The organism is Bacillus salacetis (genome assembly GCF_049177075.1).
Lineage (GTDB): Bacteria > Bacillota > Bacilli > Bacillales > Bacillaceae_B > Rossellomorea > Rossellomorea salacetis_A.
Window position 1 is genome coordinate 3,680,477 of record NZ_CP185377.1, and the last position, 16,154, is coordinate 3,696,630.

Annotated in this window: 20 protein-coding genes and 1 pseudogene; 9 read left to right on the forward strand and 12 right to left on the reverse strand. The window is 43.1% G+C overall.

The features are described from left to right. Positions 1-138 precede the first annotated feature (138 nt). Positions 139-612: a divergent PAP2 family protein gene (locus ACOJQI_RS19205; protein WP_421381095.1), complete on the forward strand. Its 474-nt coding sequence runs from the start codon at positions 139-141 to the stop codon at positions 610-612. 21 nt (positions 613-633) lie between these two features. Beyond that, positions 634-1,425, forward strand: coding sequence for a cobalamin-binding protein (locus ACOJQI_RS19210; RefSeq protein ID WP_421381098.1), 792 nt, complete (start codon positions 634-636; stop codon positions 1,423-1,425). Between the two features lie 40 nt (positions 1,426-1,465). Here the strand turns inward: ACOJQI_RS19210 and ACOJQI_RS19215 are convergent, their stop codons facing one another. Continuing rightward, positions 1,466-2,170: a 3D domain-containing protein gene (locus tag ACOJQI_RS19215; protein ID WP_421381101.1), complete on the reverse strand. Its 705-nt coding sequence runs from the start codon at positions 2,168-2,170 to the stop codon at positions 1,466-1,468. 192 nt (positions 2,171-2,362) lie between these two features. Between ACOJQI_RS19215 and ACOJQI_RS19220 the strand changes: the two genes are divergently transcribed. Beyond that, entirely contained in the window at positions 2,363-2,689 is a 327-nt protein-coding gene (locus tag ACOJQI_RS19220) for a hypothetical protein (RefSeq protein WP_421381104.1), read from the forward strand. Here ACOJQI_RS19220 and ACOJQI_RS19225 read toward each other — a convergent pair. From ACOJQI_RS19225 to ACOJQI_RS19240, 4 genes are all read right to left on the reverse strand, one after another. Next, positions 2,661-2,984, reverse strand: coding sequence for a YuiB family protein (locus ACOJQI_RS19225; protein WP_421381107.1), 324 nt, complete (start codon positions 2,982-2,984; stop codon positions 2,661-2,663). The genes ACOJQI_RS19220 and ACOJQI_RS19225 overlap by 29 nt on opposite strands. A gap of 203 nt (positions 2,985-3,187) precedes the next feature. After that, the gene (locus tag ACOJQI_RS19230; RefSeq protein ID WP_421381109.1) at positions 3,188-3,313 is read right to left on the reverse strand and encodes a YuiA family protein; all 126 of its coding nucleotides are present in this window, start codon (positions 3,311-3,313) and stop codon (positions 3,188-3,190) included. Between the two features lie 163 nt (positions 3,314-3,476). Next, positions 3,477-3,959: an NUDIX hydrolase gene (locus ACOJQI_RS19235; protein WP_421381111.1), complete on the reverse strand. Its 483-nt coding sequence runs from the start codon at positions 3,957-3,959 to the stop codon at positions 3,477-3,479. A 168-nt stretch (positions 3,960-4,127) separates the two neighbouring features. Then, the gene (locus ACOJQI_RS19240; RefSeq protein WP_421381113.1) at positions 4,128-5,345 is read right to left on the reverse strand and encodes an NAD(P)/FAD-dependent oxidoreductase; all 1,218 of its coding nucleotides are present in this window, start codon (positions 5,343-5,345) and stop codon (positions 4,128-4,130) included. A gap of 402 nt (positions 5,346-5,747) precedes the next feature. Here ACOJQI_RS19240 and ACOJQI_RS19245 point away from each other — a divergent pair, with 402 nt between their 5' ends. Further along, on the forward strand, positions 5,748-6,743 hold the full coding sequence (locus ACOJQI_RS19245) for an NAD(P)/FAD-dependent oxidoreductase (protein ID WP_421381115.1): 996 nt from the start codon (positions 5,748-5,750) through the stop codon (positions 6,741-6,743). A gap of 185 nt (positions 6,744-6,928) precedes the next feature. Beyond that, entirely contained in the window at positions 6,929-7,570 is a 642-nt protein-coding gene (locus ACOJQI_RS19250) for an SDR family oxidoreductase (protein WP_421381117.1), read from the forward strand. A gap of 50 nt (positions 7,571-7,620) precedes the next feature. Here the strand turns inward: ACOJQI_RS19250 and ACOJQI_RS19255 are convergent, their stop codons facing one another. Further along, complete coding sequence (locus ACOJQI_RS19255) at positions 7,621-7,983, reverse strand: HesB/IscA family protein (protein ID WP_421381119.1); 363 nt, start codon at positions 7,981-7,983, stop codon at positions 7,621-7,623. Between the two features lie 201 nt (positions 7,984-8,184). Between ACOJQI_RS19255 and ACOJQI_RS19260 the strand changes: the two genes are divergently transcribed. After that, positions 8,185-8,877: a DUF2225 domain-containing protein gene (locus ACOJQI_RS19260; RefSeq protein ID WP_421381121.1), complete on the forward strand. Its 693-nt coding sequence runs from the start codon at positions 8,185-8,187 to the stop codon at positions 8,875-8,877. A gap of 34 nt (positions 8,878-8,911) precedes the next feature. Here ACOJQI_RS19260 and ACOJQI_RS19265 read toward each other — a convergent pair whose 3' ends face one another. Together ACOJQI_RS19265 and ACOJQI_RS19270 are read right to left on the reverse strand one after the other, a co-directional pair. Next, on the reverse strand, positions 8,912-9,301 hold the full coding sequence (locus ACOJQI_RS19265; RefSeq protein ID WP_421381123.1) for a VOC family protein: 390 nt from the start codon (positions 9,299-9,301) through the stop codon (positions 8,912-8,914). Positions 9,302-9,389: 88 nt separating this feature from the next. Continuing rightward, positions 9,390-9,626, reverse strand: coding sequence for a YuzB family protein (locus ACOJQI_RS19270; RefSeq protein WP_421381125.1), 237 nt, complete (start codon positions 9,624-9,626; stop codon positions 9,390-9,392). A gap of 382 nt (positions 9,627-10,008) precedes the next feature. Between ACOJQI_RS19270 and ACOJQI_RS19275 the strand changes: the two genes are divergently transcribed. Next, positions 10,009-11,076, forward strand: a complete 1,068-nt coding sequence (locus tag ACOJQI_RS19275; RefSeq protein ID WP_421381127.1) for an NAD(P)/FAD-dependent oxidoreductase — start codon at positions 10,009-10,011, stop codon at positions 11,074-11,076. Positions 11,077-11,609: 533 nt separating this feature from the next. Here the strand turns inward: ACOJQI_RS19275 and ACOJQI_RS19280 are convergent. Then, positions 11,610-11,936 (reverse strand): YuzD family protein, encoded by a 327-nt coding sequence (locus ACOJQI_RS19280; RefSeq protein WP_421385516.1) that lies wholly within the window; start codon positions 11,934-11,936, stop codon positions 11,610-11,612. A 212-nt stretch (positions 11,937-12,148) separates the two neighbouring features. On the opposite strand from ACOJQI_RS19280, the pseudogene ACOJQI_RS19285 reads away from it, so the two are divergent. Then, positions 12,149-12,367: pseudogene (locus ACOJQI_RS19285) on the forward strand (NifU family protein); the annotation flags it as partial. A gap of 87 nt (positions 12,368-12,454) precedes the next feature. On the opposite strand, the gene ACOJQI_RS19290 reads toward ACOJQI_RS19285, so the two are convergent. Together ACOJQI_RS19290 and yutH are read right to left on the reverse strand one after the other, a co-directional pair. Beyond that, positions 12,455-13,432 (reverse strand): 2-hydroxyacid dehydrogenase, encoded by a 978-nt coding sequence (locus tag ACOJQI_RS19290; RefSeq protein WP_421381129.1) that lies wholly within the window; start codon positions 13,430-13,432, stop codon positions 12,455-12,457. 73 nt (positions 13,433-13,505) lie between these two features. Next, the gene (yutH, locus tag ACOJQI_RS19295; protein ID WP_421381131.1) at positions 13,506-14,507 is read right to left on the reverse strand and encodes a spore coat putative kinase YutH; all 1,002 of its coding nucleotides are present in this window, start codon (positions 14,505-14,507) and stop codon (positions 13,506-13,508) included. 269 nt (positions 14,508-14,776) lie between these two features. Between yutH and ACOJQI_RS19300 the strand changes: the two genes are divergently transcribed. Next, complete coding sequence (locus ACOJQI_RS19300) at positions 14,777-15,277, forward strand: phosphatidylglycerophosphatase A (protein ID WP_421385517.1); 501 nt, start codon at positions 14,777-14,779, stop codon at positions 15,275-15,277. Positions 15,278-15,330: 53 nt separating this feature from the next. Here the strand turns inward: ACOJQI_RS19300 and ACOJQI_RS19305 are convergent, their stop codons facing one another. Beyond that, positions 15,331-16,095, reverse strand: a complete 765-nt coding sequence (locus tag ACOJQI_RS19305) for a TIGR01457 family HAD-type hydrolase (RefSeq protein WP_421381133.1) — start codon at positions 16,093-16,095, stop codon at positions 15,331-15,333. Positions 16,096-16,154 lie beyond the last annotated feature (59 nt).

Sequence of the window (16,154 nt, forward strand, 5' to 3'; positions counted from 1 at the left end):
TGAGATAAAGGAATCACGAAGAGCGAGAGCGATTCGATGAAGACTTATCGCAAGGAGAGAGACCGAAATCTGCTAGCCGCTGGGGCCTTGGAGCTGGATTGAACCAAATACCACTGGAAAGGATGTTTTACGACAGCGATGGAACTACTTACAAACTTCCCCCTATGGGCGGCTTTATTCGGAATCTTTTTTGCCCAGTTCATCAAAGTGCCCATTCAATTCATGGCCACCAAGAAACTCGACTGGTCACTGCTTACCTCAACAGGCGGCATGCCGAGTTCTCACTCAGCTGCTGTTACAGCACTTTCAACCGGTGTTGCACTCGAAACAGGGCTTGGCTCGCCCATATTTGCTGTATCCGCTATCTTTGCCATCATCACCATGTTTGATGCCACTGGGGTCAGACGCCAGGCTGGTGAGCAGGCCATCGTCCTGAACAAACTGGTCGGTGATTTCCAGAGGTTTGTAGGAGAGGCGAAGGGCTGGCAAAAGAAACCCGAAGAAGAAAAGCGAAAAGAACTCAAAGAACTGCTCGGACACAAACCGATCGAAGTCTTCTTCGGCGGTCTATCCGGCATACTGCTGACATTGGTTATTTACTATACTCTTTAAGATGGACAGGGGGGATCATATATGAAAATCGTATCCATTTGTCCCAGCAATACCGAGGTTGTCGATTATTTAGGATTGACCTCTTCCCTGGTGGGGGTTGATGACTTTTCCGACTATCCCGAAGAAGTCAGCTCCCTTCCTAAACTGGGTCCTGACCTCAGCATCGACATGGATAAGGTCGAGGAGCTCCGGCCGGACATCATACTGGCCTCTTTAAGCGTGCCGGGGATGGAGAAAAACATAGAAGAGCTGAAAAAGAGGGGGCTTCCCTATATCGTCACCAATCCACAAAGCTTTGAAGATATAGCAGGAGACCTGCTGACCATTGGCAAGGCGTGCGGTGTTGAAGATATAGCAATTGAAATGCAAAAAGATTTCAATAAGAAAATCGAGACTTTAAAAAAAGCAGCCGACCTAACAACCTCGTCTCCCGAGCTTTATTGGGAGTGGTGGCCCAAACCAGTCTTCACTCCTGGAAAAATCAACTGGCTGACCGAATTAAGCCGGATGTCCGGCGCAAAAAATGTATACAGAGATGTAGAACTTGCGAGCATTCAAACGGACTGGGAAGATGTTTACAAAAGAAATCCTGATTACATATGCCTTGCATGGGTTGGGGTAAGACGGGAAAAAGTCAACCCAAAGGTTGTCACTAAAAGACCCGGTTGGGACACACTTCAGGCTGTCATAGATGACCGGATCCTCATTCTTGAAGAGGAATTATACTGCCGGCCTTCCCCACGGCTGCTGGCCGGTGCATTGAAGCTCGGAAAGATCCTTCATCCCGATCAGTACGGCTCAATTGAATTTTGAAAAATACAAAGAGGAAGAGCACACAGCCCTTCCTCTTTTCTTATTCTTCTTTTTTCTGGATATACTGCTGTCTGAATACTTGCATGCTCTCATTTTCATTCAGGGCCTTCAGTTCTTCTTCCGTAAGCTTTCCCGTCCCCTTTGTGACAACGTAGACCTCAAGCTCCTTCTTGCCCCAATGCTCGTACACTTCATCGACAGTATCATAGTACAAATCCAGTCTATGTCCTTTGATCGCACTTCCTGTGTCCGCTACCACTCCATATCCATACCCTGGAATGAACAAAATCGTCCCTATGGGGAATACATCCGGGTCAGCAGCCACTGTTGAATATAAGTCCCTTTTTACTTTTACTCCTGAATATGTAATACCATAAGCCGGATGATCTGGAAGTTTGCCGGTGGATTCTATCCCTGCTGTATATCCTGTGGCTGTTACTGTCTCTTTTGGATACTGTGACCAATCAATGGCATCTTCAAGGGATTTTGGCTTCGCCACAACCGGCTCAGCCGCTGATATCAGCGTACGCAGGCTTTTTGCCCTTTTCAACAATTTGTCTTTCAAAGATAACTTTTTATATGAATGCTCTATATATACACTTTCTTGTGTTTCTGCCTGCCCTGCAAGCCAATTCGAAAAGGACTCTGCCTTAACCCCGGAGATTGATTGGAATGTGACCAACAATGCTGCTGTAAACAAGAGGGCCATAACAAGCCTCTTCGACCATTTTTTAATATAATTCATGTAAGAATCACTCCTCCCATCACTATTACTTTCCCAAAAGACAAAAATATATTCAGGAATTAGTTAAAAAGTCTAATAGTTTCAACTTTCTGAACAGGAGAGAGGTATGAGATGATGTTTCTGGGAGTACGTTCTATAGTGATTTATTAGATGTAGTTGAGTGGGAAGAAACATAATTTTTATGAGTACTATGTGGATGAAGGAGAATCGAGTTACAAATTGAATAAGCCCTCCGCCTACAAACAAATTTTAAGTAAAAACTCTTTTCACTCATTCTGTTTGTTTTTACACAAGTTGATTGAAACGGAAGGCACCGACTCCTGGGGGATTAGCGGGACAGGTGAGACCCCGCAGGCGCAGCCGAGGAGGCTCACCGCCCGCCCCCCAGGAAAGCGTGTGCCTGAAGTGGAAATCAACTGCTCTATTCTAGAAAGAAAAATAAAAAAACCCTTTGCTGCTGAGCAAAGAGCTTTCCAATATAAATATGATATTAAAACATTTGATAGCCTTTTTTTCTAAGGATTTTCATCGTAATGCCGGAAACAATGGCCCCAGCCAGTCCACATGAAAGGATAAGTATATCAACTGCTGTCAGAGCTCCGAACTTCGTCCCCAATGCAGAGAATGATTCTCCCGAGTTCCTGAAATATTCTATAAACCTTACTTCATCCACAATGAAAATCGTAATGATAGGATAAATAACTGCCATGATCCATGTCATTCTCAGAAGCATGTTCAGCAAAAAGCCAATACCAAAAAACAAAACAAAAAATAATAACATCGATATAATTACTACCGGAATTCCCATTTGCATACCTGAAGCACCTCCATTGACACTAAAGTTTAGTGTACTCAATGTTTCACCCACCGTCAATAAACTATGGCATGAATTGAAGGTTCTTCACAAAATGAACATATTTTGAATAGGATGCTGAGAGCCTGGGTATCCGTTTAACTCACAACAAAAAGGACCAGCCATATGCCGGTCCTGAATATAAAAATGATTGCTATTATTTATTATTTGTTTTTGCCGCTGCCGCTGCAGCAAGGACATGTTTCAGAGCCGCCAAGAACGAGTTGGAAATACCCTTTTCCTGAGCAATATTCACATTTCTTTGCTGCTGTTTCAATCGTTGATCTCATCGTCCTTATCTCCCCTTCACTAAAAAAGTTTTTGTTGATTTCTGATACTATAACACCGTTTGATTTTTTAGAAAAGGGACAAAAAAACGCGTGTACCGCAATGAAAGCGAATACATCTTCTTCTTTCATTCAATATCTTGAAATTTCATTAAATTTCAGAAAATTAAAAAAATAATTTATAGCTGGTATACCCAAACTGTTCACCCGGGTCAATGGGGTCTAATCCTGACTTCAAAAGGTTGAAATCATACTTAATCATTTCATGAATCATGATGGACGTTTCCTTACAGCGAAGAAGTTGTTCCTTTGTCATCCAGCGGACTTCCGAGATTTCATCTTCACATGGTACAGGCTCTTGAGCAAAATCTTCCTGATTCAGCAAGAACAGGACCATATTGTCACTAATCTTATCTTTGATCACACCAGACCTTATGCCGATGACTCCCTCCACATTTGTATCAAGGCCGGTCTCCTCTTTCACTTCCCTTTGAGCTGCCTGTTCAAGAGTCTCTCCCTCATCAACAAAACCTGCAGGCAGGGACCACATCCCCTTCAGGCCGCCATACTTCTTTTTCACCACCAGCCAGCGTCCTTCTTTATCGATGATCAGGCCAGCTGCAGCAAGCCAGACGTTTCCTCTTTTCAAGCGATCTCCCCCCATCTTGGTTATCACTATACTACATGACACTTTTTATTCTATAACCAGGTGTTTACGGTTTAATCACCCTATTATCCCGTACGCTTCTCTTTATAATAGGGTATTGAGCCTAACAAAAAAAGCAGAACGAAGTCATTCGCTCTGCTTGTCTTTATCTTAAAAGAATTTGAATTTACCTTTTTTCATGACCAGGCCGGCTCCGCCCACCATGTATAGTGCACGGTTATCAACCACTTTTTTCATGAATGAAGCTTTTGTACCCATTAGTTTCTTGCCGAATACAAGTCCGATTGCATCGTCTTCACCAAGTGAGCATACTGTTCCTTTGAGGTCCGGCTTGAATTGCTCAAGCGCATCGTTGCCTTTGATCAAAGCAGTGATGTTGCGCGCACAAGTTTCACCTTGCTGCATTGCGATCTGAGCAGTCGGTGGATAAGGACGGTCGATTTCTTCGTTGATCATCAGTGAACAGTCACCGATGACAAAGATGTTGTCATGTCCTGGAGCTCTTAAGTCTTTTCCAACTTTTACACGGGCTCTCATGTTTTCAATGCCAGCTTTTTCGATGATTGGATTTCCGCGTACTCCCGCAGCCCATACAATCGTTCCAGCTTGGATTTCTTCCACTTCGTCTTCACCTTTAGAAATGATGACGGAGTTTTCTGTCGCTTCCTTAAGAGGAGTGCCGATGCGGAATTCCACACCTTTTTTCTCCAGTTTGGCGCGAGCATATTTTACAAGTTCAGGGTCGAATCCAGGAAGGATCATTGGTGCAGCTTCTACACACACGATTCTTACTTTCTTGTAGTCGACATCATATTCTTTACAAAGCTCAGGGATTCGGTTGCCAAGCTCTCCAAGGAACTCGATTCCCGTGAAGCCTGCGCCGCCGACAACGATTGTCAAACGCTCGTCTTTCTTTTCTTCTTCGTTTTTATAAGTAGCAAATTGGTATTCAATATGTTCACGAAGCTGGCGTGCAGTATTGATGTTGGCAATCATGAAAGCATGCTCATGCAAGCCTTTGATTCCGAACGTTTCAGAAACGGCACCCAGTGCAACGACCAGATAGTCATATTCCACTTCACCGTTATCTGTGATAACTTTTTTTGCGTCTGTTTGGATATCTTCCACTGTAGCTTGCATGAAGTTCACTTTGTGGCCGTCGATGACATCTTTGATGTCGTAACGGACTCTGTCGTGATGCAGCGTTCCTGCGGAAGCCTCGTGCAGCCATGTTGTTTCATAATGGTAATCATTCTTATTGATCAGAACGATTTCCGCTTGATCTTTACTGAATTGTTTTTGCAGGCGAGTCACTGTCATCAGGCCGCCATAACCAGCACCTAATACAACTATTCTTGGCTTTCTCAAAGAAATCACATCCACCTTTTTCTTAGAATTTACGATGAATATATATGACTTAGCATCCACCGCAGGCAAGATTTTTATTTGAAGAAATATGAAATAAATAAAGAAATATAAATAAGTATGTGACAAGTTTCACGATTAAGGATAAAAAAAGGATGAAAAATGTCATAAAATCTTAACAATATGCCCTACCTTACATATTATTCTTTTTACTTTTGATTTTCAAGATATATCCTTAAAGAATAAAACTTAAGAAAATTTCGAATTTATACCACCCGTCAATATCCGAATGAAAACGCATCCAACATATCAGACTATTCGCAATTTTGATACATATTTTGTGAAGTAGTGAGCTCATGTGGTAGAATAGATACTATAGTGGAAAACAAACAGGAGGGATATCATTTGAAAGAGGATCAAAAAGTATATGATATTACAATTATCGGTGGAGGTCCAACAGGGCTGTTCACTGCTTTCTATGGCGGGATGAGAAAAGCAAGCGTCAAGATCATTGAAAGCTTGCCGCAGCTTGGCGGACAGTTGTCTACATTATACCCGGAAAAATATATTTATGATGTTGCGGGATTCCCGAAAGTGAAAGCACAGGACCTTGTTAACAACTTAAAAGAACAAATGGCACAGTTCGAGCCTACTGTCTGCCTTGAGCAAGCGGTGGAAAATGTAGAAAAACAAGCCGATGGTGTCTTTAAGTTAACGACTGATAAGGAAGTTCACTACTCGAAAACAATCATCATCACTGCAGGAAACGGTGCATTCCAGCCAAGAAGACTGGAACTCGAAGGCGCTGCTACATATGAAGGGAAAAATCTTCACTATTTCATAGATGATATGCAATATTTTGCCGGTAAAAAAGTGGTCATCTGCGGCGGCGGCGATTCCGCTGTCGATTGGGCATTGATGCTTGAGCCGATTGCAGAAAAAGTAACCCTTGTTCACCGCCGTGACAAGTTCCGCGCACATGAACACAGCGTTGATGAACTGCACAAATCTTCTGTTGAAATCAAGACACCTTTTGTCCCAACCGAAGTAATCGGGGACGAAGAAAAAGTAAGTCAGTTAGTATTGGAAGAAGTACGTGGAGATGCCAAAGAAGCACTCGATCTTGATGAACTGATCGTTAACTTCGGTTTCGTTTCTTCCCTCGGCCCGATTAAAGACTGGGGCTTGGAAATCCAAAAGAACTCCATTGTCGTGAATTCAAAAATGGAAACGAATATCCCTGGTATTTACGCAGCAGGAGATGTATCCACATATGAAGGAAAAGTGAAGCTGATTGCCAGCGGTTTCGGTGAAGCGCCAACTGCCGTCAATAACGCAAAAGCATACATGGATCCAAAAGCAAGAGTACAGCCTCTGCACAGTACATCCTTGTTCAGCTGATTTTTAGAAAGGCTGATACCCTAAGACTGCTTGGTCTGACGGTATCAGCTTTTTTTAATCCTGCTTTGAGAATTAAAAGCCCCGCATGGTGCCATTCTATGTAGAGTGCAATCCACAGCGTTTAACCAGGGCTTATACGGGTAGAGCATTTAGTAAGAAATCTTTATATAAAGAGGATGATTGTCATGAATGTACTCGTTATCGGAGCAAACGGAAAAACAGGAAAGCATGTTATTTCCTCACTCGTCAATAGCAGTCAGCATATCCCAAAGGCAATGATTCGCAAGGCTGAGCAAATTGACGCGATGGAAAAGCTCGGGGCCAAACCGCTCGTCGGGGACTTGGAAGAGGACTTTTCTTACCTTTTTGATGAAGTGAATGCCGTAATATTCGCCGCAGGCTCAGGCAGTTCGACCGGCCCTGACAAAACCACTGCCGTTGATGAACAGGGGGCCATCAAAGCCATCGACTATGCAAAAGAGAAAGGCCTTGACCGTTTCATCATGCTGAGTTCCATGGGAGCGGATACCCCTGCAATCGGACCTGAAGGAATGCAGCACTACCTGGAGGCAAAAGGTAAGGCTGACCAGCATCTTGTTGAAAGCGGCCTTAACTACACCATCGTCCGTCCGGGTGCCCTTGTAGATGGAGAAAAGACCGGCAGCATTATCGCATCACCTTCCATCGAGGATAAAAGCGGTAGCATCACCCGTGAAGATGTAGCCGAAGTATTGACAGCTTGTCTAACTGTATCGGAGACCTATCATAAAACATTTGAAATCCTAAACGGCGATACTCCTATTGATGAAGCTTTAAAGAATCTATAAAAGAAGCCCCTTCCGAACTTACATTCGGAAGGGGCTTTCATTTAAAATGATCAGCAGTTCTCAGGAGTACCAGCATTCTTCGCTGTCCTGAAGGAAGACCCGCACCCGCAGTTGGCGATGGCGTTTGGGTTATCGATTGTGAAACCTCCGCCCATCATTGATTGCTTATAATCAATCTTCGTGCCATTAAGAATCGGGGCATCCTGCTTGTTCACTACTACATTGATGCCATGCTGTTCAAGCTGAACATCATCTTCGCCGGGTTTATGTTCAAATCCCATTCCATAAGAAAGACCGCTGCAGCCTCCGCCTTTGATGGATACACGAATGAATGCTCCTTCTTCCTCATTCTGCTTCATCATATCCTTGATTTGCAATGCTGCTGCTTCTGTAATTACTACAACATCTGACATGTTGTGATTCACCTCCATTTTTTCCATAAAAGCATCTATCTTCTCACAATAGTTTATGACTGTTTAGTGTACAGTATATACTTTTTTGCCTATATCCTCAACCAATCTGCAAATTGGGCTGTTCGATACCTTTTAGTTCTTTTATCATGTTTTCCGCGGTATAATATAAGCATAAAGACCTATTCGGGTGGAGGTTGAAAAATGACGGAAATAACACCATTTTATCAAAAGAAAATTGAATGCCTCTATTGTAAAAGCCCTTTCCATAGCACAAAAATACGCTCCAGGTTTATTAAATTCAGCCACCATGAGACTGATTTCCGGCCCGTATACAAAGAGGAGCAGATCAATCCTCTTTTATATAACGTGAATGTCTGTCCCGAGTGCGGCTTTTCATTCACAGATGATTTCACAAAATATATAGTGCCTGCACAAAAGCTGCAAATACAGGAAAAACTGGCAAGCCAGTGGTCAAAACAGGACTTCGGCCGAGAGCGGTCATTCGAAGAAGCAATCAACACATACAAGCTGCCCATCCTTACAGGCACTCTGAAAAAAGAAAAGAGTATCACGCTTGCTGGCCTGTACCTCAGAACAGCCTGGCTTTACCGTTCCATTGAGAATGAAGAACAGGAAAACCGTTTCACTACACTTGCTCTGAAGGAATATATCAACACTTATATGAAAGATGATTTTACCGGCACAGGAATGTCGGAAACCAAAATCCTGTATCTTATAGCTGAATTGCAATTAAGGCTCCGGCATTTTCGTGAAGCTGCCTCCTACTTCTCCAAGGTTCTTGCTTCACAAAAGAACTCAGTGGAACCAAGGATCATTGAATTGGCCCGTGAGCGATGGCATGAAATGAGAGATGATTATAAAAAAGCTACCTAAAATGAAAGGAGCTGGGAAATCCCAGCTCTGATCATCAATCATATATACCCGGACAAAAAGCCTCCAGCATATTCCCATCCGGATCGTAAAACTTGAAATGACCTCTGTGCGAAGGTTTCTCTTCCACCACTACATCGTTTCCCTTCAACTCTTCATAAAGATCCTCGCAGTGTTCTTGTGAAATGCCCAGGACCGGATGAGTTGTATTCTGCCTCTCTCCCAGCTCTTTCTTTTCAATCAAGCACAAAACAGGATTCCCGCTTTTTCCTTCGTCATAAGAGGGTGAATCCCCGAAAGCCAGCACAACAGTTGTGCCATAATCAGCAGCAATCGCAAGTCCCAGTGTATCCTGGTACCACTTGGCCGCCTGGTTGATATCACTCACATATAAGTTGGTTTGTAAAAGCCCGCTAAAATAAGTCATGGTTTCTTCTCCTTTGTTTATAGATATAAAAAAAACAGGCAAAAAGAGTTTCCTTCTTCTGCCTGTTCTGGTTAGTTGAATTTATGAGTTAGAACATCGGGTTTTCTTCAAGAAATTGATATATATTTTCCACAAGCTCGCCGGGACTGTCTCCCTGGACGACATCACCGTTCACAAGAGCAAAGAATGATGAAGCGCACTTTCCGCAGTAACCCAAACAGCCATATTCGACCACATCGAGGTTCGGGTCCCTTTCGAGAGCTTCAAGCGCTTTTTGTGCTCCGCTTGCAAGATTGCTAATGCAAAACTCAATAATAGGTTTCACTTTCTTCACCTCGCTATTGCTACAAGATTATGCTACCTTTTTTCCCGGACAACGTCAATAAAATGTACATTTCTGGCAGAAAAAATAAATAACAAAGAAAGTGAAAAGCCAGCAAGGTGAGTCTTTTCTAATAAGACTTAATATGTGAAGTATTTGTCATAATTCTGTTGTGAAAAATCTATTATTTCGATATACTTTTTAGTGATTACGTTTTATTTTATACAGAAAATAGAACAATAAATGTCTATTATTGAAAGTGCTTACTTAAACCTGTTCCTCATTTCGCCAGCTTTGCATCTCCCCGCATCTTAATCAGCCGGGCTTTTCCGCATAGTGAAACAGAAATGAGTTCATCATTCAAGTGCAAAAGGGGAAATTAGTTATGAAAAATTTAGTCCTGCTCGGTGGCGGGTATGGAAATATGCGGGTGCTTCTTCGCCTGCTGCCTAACCAGCTTCCCGAAGATGTTTCGATTACCCTGATAGACCGGGTGCCTTATCATTGTTTAAAAACTGAATACTACGCACTTGCGGCCGGGACCATTTCCGATCAGCATGTACGCGTCGATTTTCCAGAACATTCAAGACTTACAGTGAAATACGGAGATGTCACCAAAATCGATACAGCTAGTAAACTTGTTTATTTAAACGGCGAGGAAACGGTCAGCTATGACGATCTAGTCATCGGGCTTGGCTGCGAAGATAAGTATCACGGTGTACCGGGTGCCGATGAATTCACTTACAGCATCCAGTCCATCGAAAAGTCCCGGAAAACGTATGAATCCCTTTCCAATCTCCCTGCCGGTTCGGTAGTCGGTATTGTGGGTGCCGGGTTAAGCGGAATCGAGCTTGCCAGTGAGCTTCGTGAAAGCCGCTCTGATTTAAACATCAAGCTTTTTGACCGCGGTTCAAGGATTCTCGGCACATTCCCTGAAAGACTTAGCTCGTACGTTCATAAGTGGTTCGAGGAAAATAATGTCGACATCGTCAATAACTCCAATATCACGAAAGTTGAACCGAATACCCTTCACAATCATGAAGAAAGCATCCACTGTGATGCGATAGTGTGGACAGCCGGCATCCAGCCAACCAAAGTTGTCCGTGAGATGGAAGTGGAAAAAGATAAACAGGGCCGGGTCGTGCTGACAAAGTATCATAACATTCCTGAAGATGAACATGTTTACGTTGTCGGAGACTGCGCAAGCCTTCCTCAGGCACCAAGCGCGCAGCTTGCAGAAGGACAAGCTGAACAAATCGTTACCATCCTCCTAAAGCGCTGGAAAGGCGAAGAACTCCCTGAAGAACTTCCGCGCATCAAGCTGAAAGGAATCCTTGGATCCCTTGGCAAAAAACACGGTTTCGGACTGGTCAACGAACGTTCCATCACTGGGCGTGTCGCTAGACTATTGAAATCCGGCGTACTATGGATGTATAAGTATCATAATGGTTGATTTTAATAGAAGAAGAAAACCCAACGGCTCGAGGCCGTTGGGTTTTTTGTTGTTTTGGGGGCAGGTCAAACGTGTTGGACCTCAATAGCGTTTTTAAAGGACTCTAATTTTGTAATTTCGATTCTATAGTCCTTTAAAGACTTTTTATAAGACTTTATATTTACCTTTTCAAATCTATAGTCCTTTAACACCTTTTTAAAGGACTTTATTTTTGCCGCTTGAAATCTAAAGTCCTATAAAACCTTTCTATAGGACTTTAATTTCTTATTCTGTAATTTATAGTCTTTTAAAGCCGTCTTAAAGGATGTTAGTTTTGCGTTTTCAAATCTAAAGTCCTTTAACACCTCTTTAAAGGACTTTATTTTTGCAGCTTGAAATCTATAGTCCTTTAACATCTTCTTAAAGGACTTTAATTTCATCTTTCCAAATCTAAATTCCTTTAACGTCTTCATAAAGCCCTTAATCCCACCAATCTAATCTAGAGTTATAGTATAAAAACAAAACCCGCACACCAAAGGTGCACGGGTCCAGAATCATCCAGCCTGATAGCCGTATTTTTCAAGTTCAGAATAAACGGTCTTTAATTTCGGGTTTCCTTCCCCCACCACTTTTCCGTAAATGGAAACGACAGGGTAGAACATGTCCTCTTCAATGACACGGGCTGCGAATTCCTGCAGCTCCTCTTCGTCCGGCGGATTGAATATATCGACGTACCTGATTGTAAATGGCTGTTCAGGATACTTTCTCGCTATAGCGGCATCCAGCCACTCATAGGTTTCCTTGGAGGTCGGCAGATTGACACAGCTTGCGCATACTTTCTCCGCTCCATATACGATGATTTCCACTTCTTTTCTCTCCATCATTCCACCCCTTTATCATCTTATCTCTTATTTTACAAAACTTCCTGGATTATCGTAACTAAAAAGTTTACCAAGCAGTACACTTTCATATTTAAAACAACAAGGGAAAATTTAACACACGAAATCGGTCTAACGGATAGATTTTTTCCGCATATATTATTATAATAGAAAGTAAGGAAAGGAGTCGATTGTACATGACACAACAAGAATTAGTACCTCAAGTACAAGAGGTGTTAGATAAATTACGTCCGTTTTTGCTTCGCGATGGCGGGGATTGTGAATTGGTCGATGTCGAGGATGGCATTGTAAAACTTCGTCTTCTTGGTGCTTGCGGTAGCTGCCCGAGCTCAACTATTACACTAAAAGCTGGTATTGAGCGCGCACTATTGGAAGAGGTTCCAGGGATCGTTGAAGTAGAACAAGTATTTTAATTTAATAAAGGAAGGCCTGCAAACCAGGCCTTCCTTTTGCTTTTACAGCAAACTTAAAGGATGACCCGCCGCAGCAGGTCATCCTTTTTATTTTTGCCATTCTTTGTTCACTAATGTTTTAGGCGTATCTCCTTCAAGCACAGCTTTAATATTGCTGGCGCAAAGCTCCATCATTTCCATTCTTGTTTCAACCGAGGAACTTCCGATATGCGGAAGGGCCACAACATTGTCTAATGTTAGCAATGGATGAGATTCATCAATTGGTTCTTTTTCAAATACATCGAGACCAGCTCCAGCAATTTCCCCATTCACTAGAGCCCCATATAAATCCTCTTCATTGACGATCGGGCCTCTGGCAGCATTAATGAAAATCGCAGATGATTTCATCATTTCAAATTGTTCCTTCTGGAGGAGTCCCTTGGTTTCCGGTGTTAACGGAGCGAGACAAACTACATAATCGGATTGGGTCAGCAGTTCCTCTAAAGTTGCATACTTTGCCCCCAACGCTTCCTCGGCTTCAGGCTTTCTGGAACGGTTATGATACAAAATGTCCATGTCAAAGCCTTTCGCTCTTCTTGCAAACGCCTCACCAATGCTTCCCATGCCGATGATTCCGACTGTTTTATGATGGATGTCAGTCCCAGCCATCAGGAGCGGTGACCAGCTTTTCCACTTTCCTTCCCTGACATACTTGTCTGCCTCGATCAGGCGGCGGGCTGCTGCCATCATAAGACCGAACGTAAGATCAGCCGTTGTATCTGTCAGGACATCAGGTGTATTGCATACAGCTGCACCTTTTTCATTGGCTGCTTCCAAATCAATATTGTCAAACCCGACTGCCAGGTTAGCGACTACTTTAAGGTTAGGTGACTGTTCAAAAAGCTCCCTGTCTATAGGATCTGAAAGCATAGACAGAATTCCTGCTGCTTTCTTCGCTTTATCCAATAAGATATCACGAGGAACAGAGATATTTTCATCTTCCCACATCTCCACTTCATACCTCTCCTGCAAAGAAGACAAAACTTCTTCAGGCAGCTTGCGTGTAACATATACAAATGGCTTCATTTCTACAACCCCTGCTTTCATGCTGTTTTCCTATATTTTAGCAATATCAGGGGTTGATGGAAAGCAACTCGAATCAGCCCAGCCAGGCTACTCCCGGGATGCCGTATGACTTCACCGGTACTTCGGCGACTTGATAAAAACTGCCAAGGAACCGTTCATAATGGCGGGTGGTATTCAGGTAACCCTGCATTCTTTCTGCCAATTGAAAATGCTGACCTTCGGATTCTGAGAGATAGTAGTTCTCAACCGTTTCAAAATAATGAAGAGGAAACAGCAGCCTGGCATATACAAGCCTCCAGGAGAAGGAAGACAGCGGTGAGACTGACTGATAATCCCGGAAAAATTGGTGAATATCAGGCTGGTACGTATTCTGCCTTTTAAAATAACTTTCACGGGTATTTTCAGCGATATCTCTGCCTCCATGATCAAAGACCCAGTCAAATGGATTGCGGATAGTGACTTCCCTTCCCCATACTCCTTCTAAAAACCGCTCATGGCATACCGTCCCTGAGTCTGTGTAAACCGGATTATCATCCATTTCTGTATCCACCAGATATTGGACGGCATTTTCCGCCATTCCCAAATAATAGGGACAGCTGTCAATAAACATTCGTTCAAACTCATCAGCCGGATGGTTCTCGATGACTAACTGGAAGGCTTTCTCCATTTGTTCAATTCTCTTTTCCCATAAGGATTTCCACTGCCCTATGCGGCTGATGTGAGTGATTTTCTCTTCGATTGCGCGTCCGCGCTGATGGAATTTTGCGAGCTTCCTCCCCAGTTTCGCATCTGCGCCCCTGCTGTAGTAATCATTCTTCAATACAGTATAATCCTGTTCTTTTTCCGTCACGAGAAACCGGCCCTCCGAAGTCGGTACAAACGAGGACACATACCGGTCTCCATACTTTTTCATATGTTCTGTAATTTTATAAAGCTCGACAAGGTTTTCCTGTTCCATATTGGTCACATTAACAATAGTATATATTGACCCATCCGCCATGTATCTCTGCGCCCTTCCATCCTTGAAAGATCGTTCCGGCTGCAGTCCATAATGCTTTGATAAAATATCCTCCATCAGATTCTCCCCCAAATACCCTTTTACCTTATGTATATGAAAGAAAAAGGATTTTTCATGATGGAAAATTGGTTGGGATTATTTAGCGGAATATGCTTCTAAAAAGCGGGCTTGTTTCATATGAATATAAGTACACACTATTTTTTTACCGATCATTAGTATACTTACCTGCTGGGGGCAATAATAGATAAATGAGAAGAACTGCCTGGCAGAACGGGATGGTAATTAATTTAAGGCTTACCGAAAAAAAACAGGAAAAGGTGACGGAGATGAAGGATAAAGAATCAAAAAAATTATCAGAAGAAACAGCACGCAGATGGCTGCATGAGCGCGGCGTGGAAATAGATGATATCGCCGAACTCGTCCTGTTCCTGCAGAAGAAGTATCACCCAAATCTGGACATCGAAGAATGCCGCAATAATATTGAGAGGGTTCTATCCAAGAGGGAAGTCCAAAACGCGATTCTTACCGGTATCCAACTAGACAGGCTGGCTGAAAAAGGATTACTGGAGGAACCTTTGCAATCCATTATCGAAGTGGATGAAGGCCTGTATGGCGTGGATGAAATTCTTGCCTTCTCCATTGTAAATGTGTATGGATCGATCGGCTTTACGAATTACGGATATATCGATAAGCAAAAGCCGGGAATCCTTGAAAAATTAAATGACAAGTCTTCTGGAAAATGCCATACTTTCCTGGATGACATTGTCGGAGCAATAGCGGCAGCTGCCTCATCAAGGCTTGCCCACCGTTATGACGAGGAAGAATAAGACTGAAAAAAGGAAGGCTGCGAGAGCCTTCCTTTTCGTTTGAATCCATTAGATTAAACTTCCCACTCATCAAGGGAATTGACAGTATAAGTCGGCTGAACTTCTTTCTCACCGAGGATTTCTTTCGTTGTGACACCTGTATGGACCAGCAGAGTGTCGAGCCCTGCATTGATACCCGCCAGAATGTCTGTGTCATAATTGTCGCCGACCATCAGTGTTTTCTCTTTCGGCACTCCAAGCACTTCCTGGGCTTGTTCCATAATGATGGATTCAGGCTTGCCGATGAAGATTGGCTGTGTCTGCGTGGATACTGTAATGACAGATGTCAGTGATCCGTTCCCAGGCAGCAATCCGCGTTCTGTCGGGATTGCGATATCTCCATTGGTTGAAATGAATGTAGCGCCGTTTCTGACACCAAGACATGCCAATGCAAGTTTTTCATAATTGATGGTACGATCGATTCCGACCACGACAAAATCCGGTTTTTCATCAACAATTGAAAGGCCTTTCTCCTCCAATGCTGAACGGATGCCTTCTTCTCCAATGACATATGCCGTGGCATCTTGTTTTTTCTCTGCAATGAAGTTGGCTGTTGCCATCGATGTGGTGAAAACCTGATGAGGTTGAGCCGGGATATCAAAGTCCCTTAGTTTTGCTGCCACCTTCTCAGGTGTCGCTGATGAATTATTGGTTACAAAAAGGTATGGCAGCCCTTTTTGTATCAAGCGGTTCACAAAGTCCCCCGCTTCTTCGATTTTCTCTGTACCTCTGTACATCGTTCCATCGAGATCGATTAAGTATCCTTGATAGTCTTTCATAGTAACCTCCAGCTGCCCAATCAAGTATTGAGCATTCCGTATTATGTCTTGTTATGTTA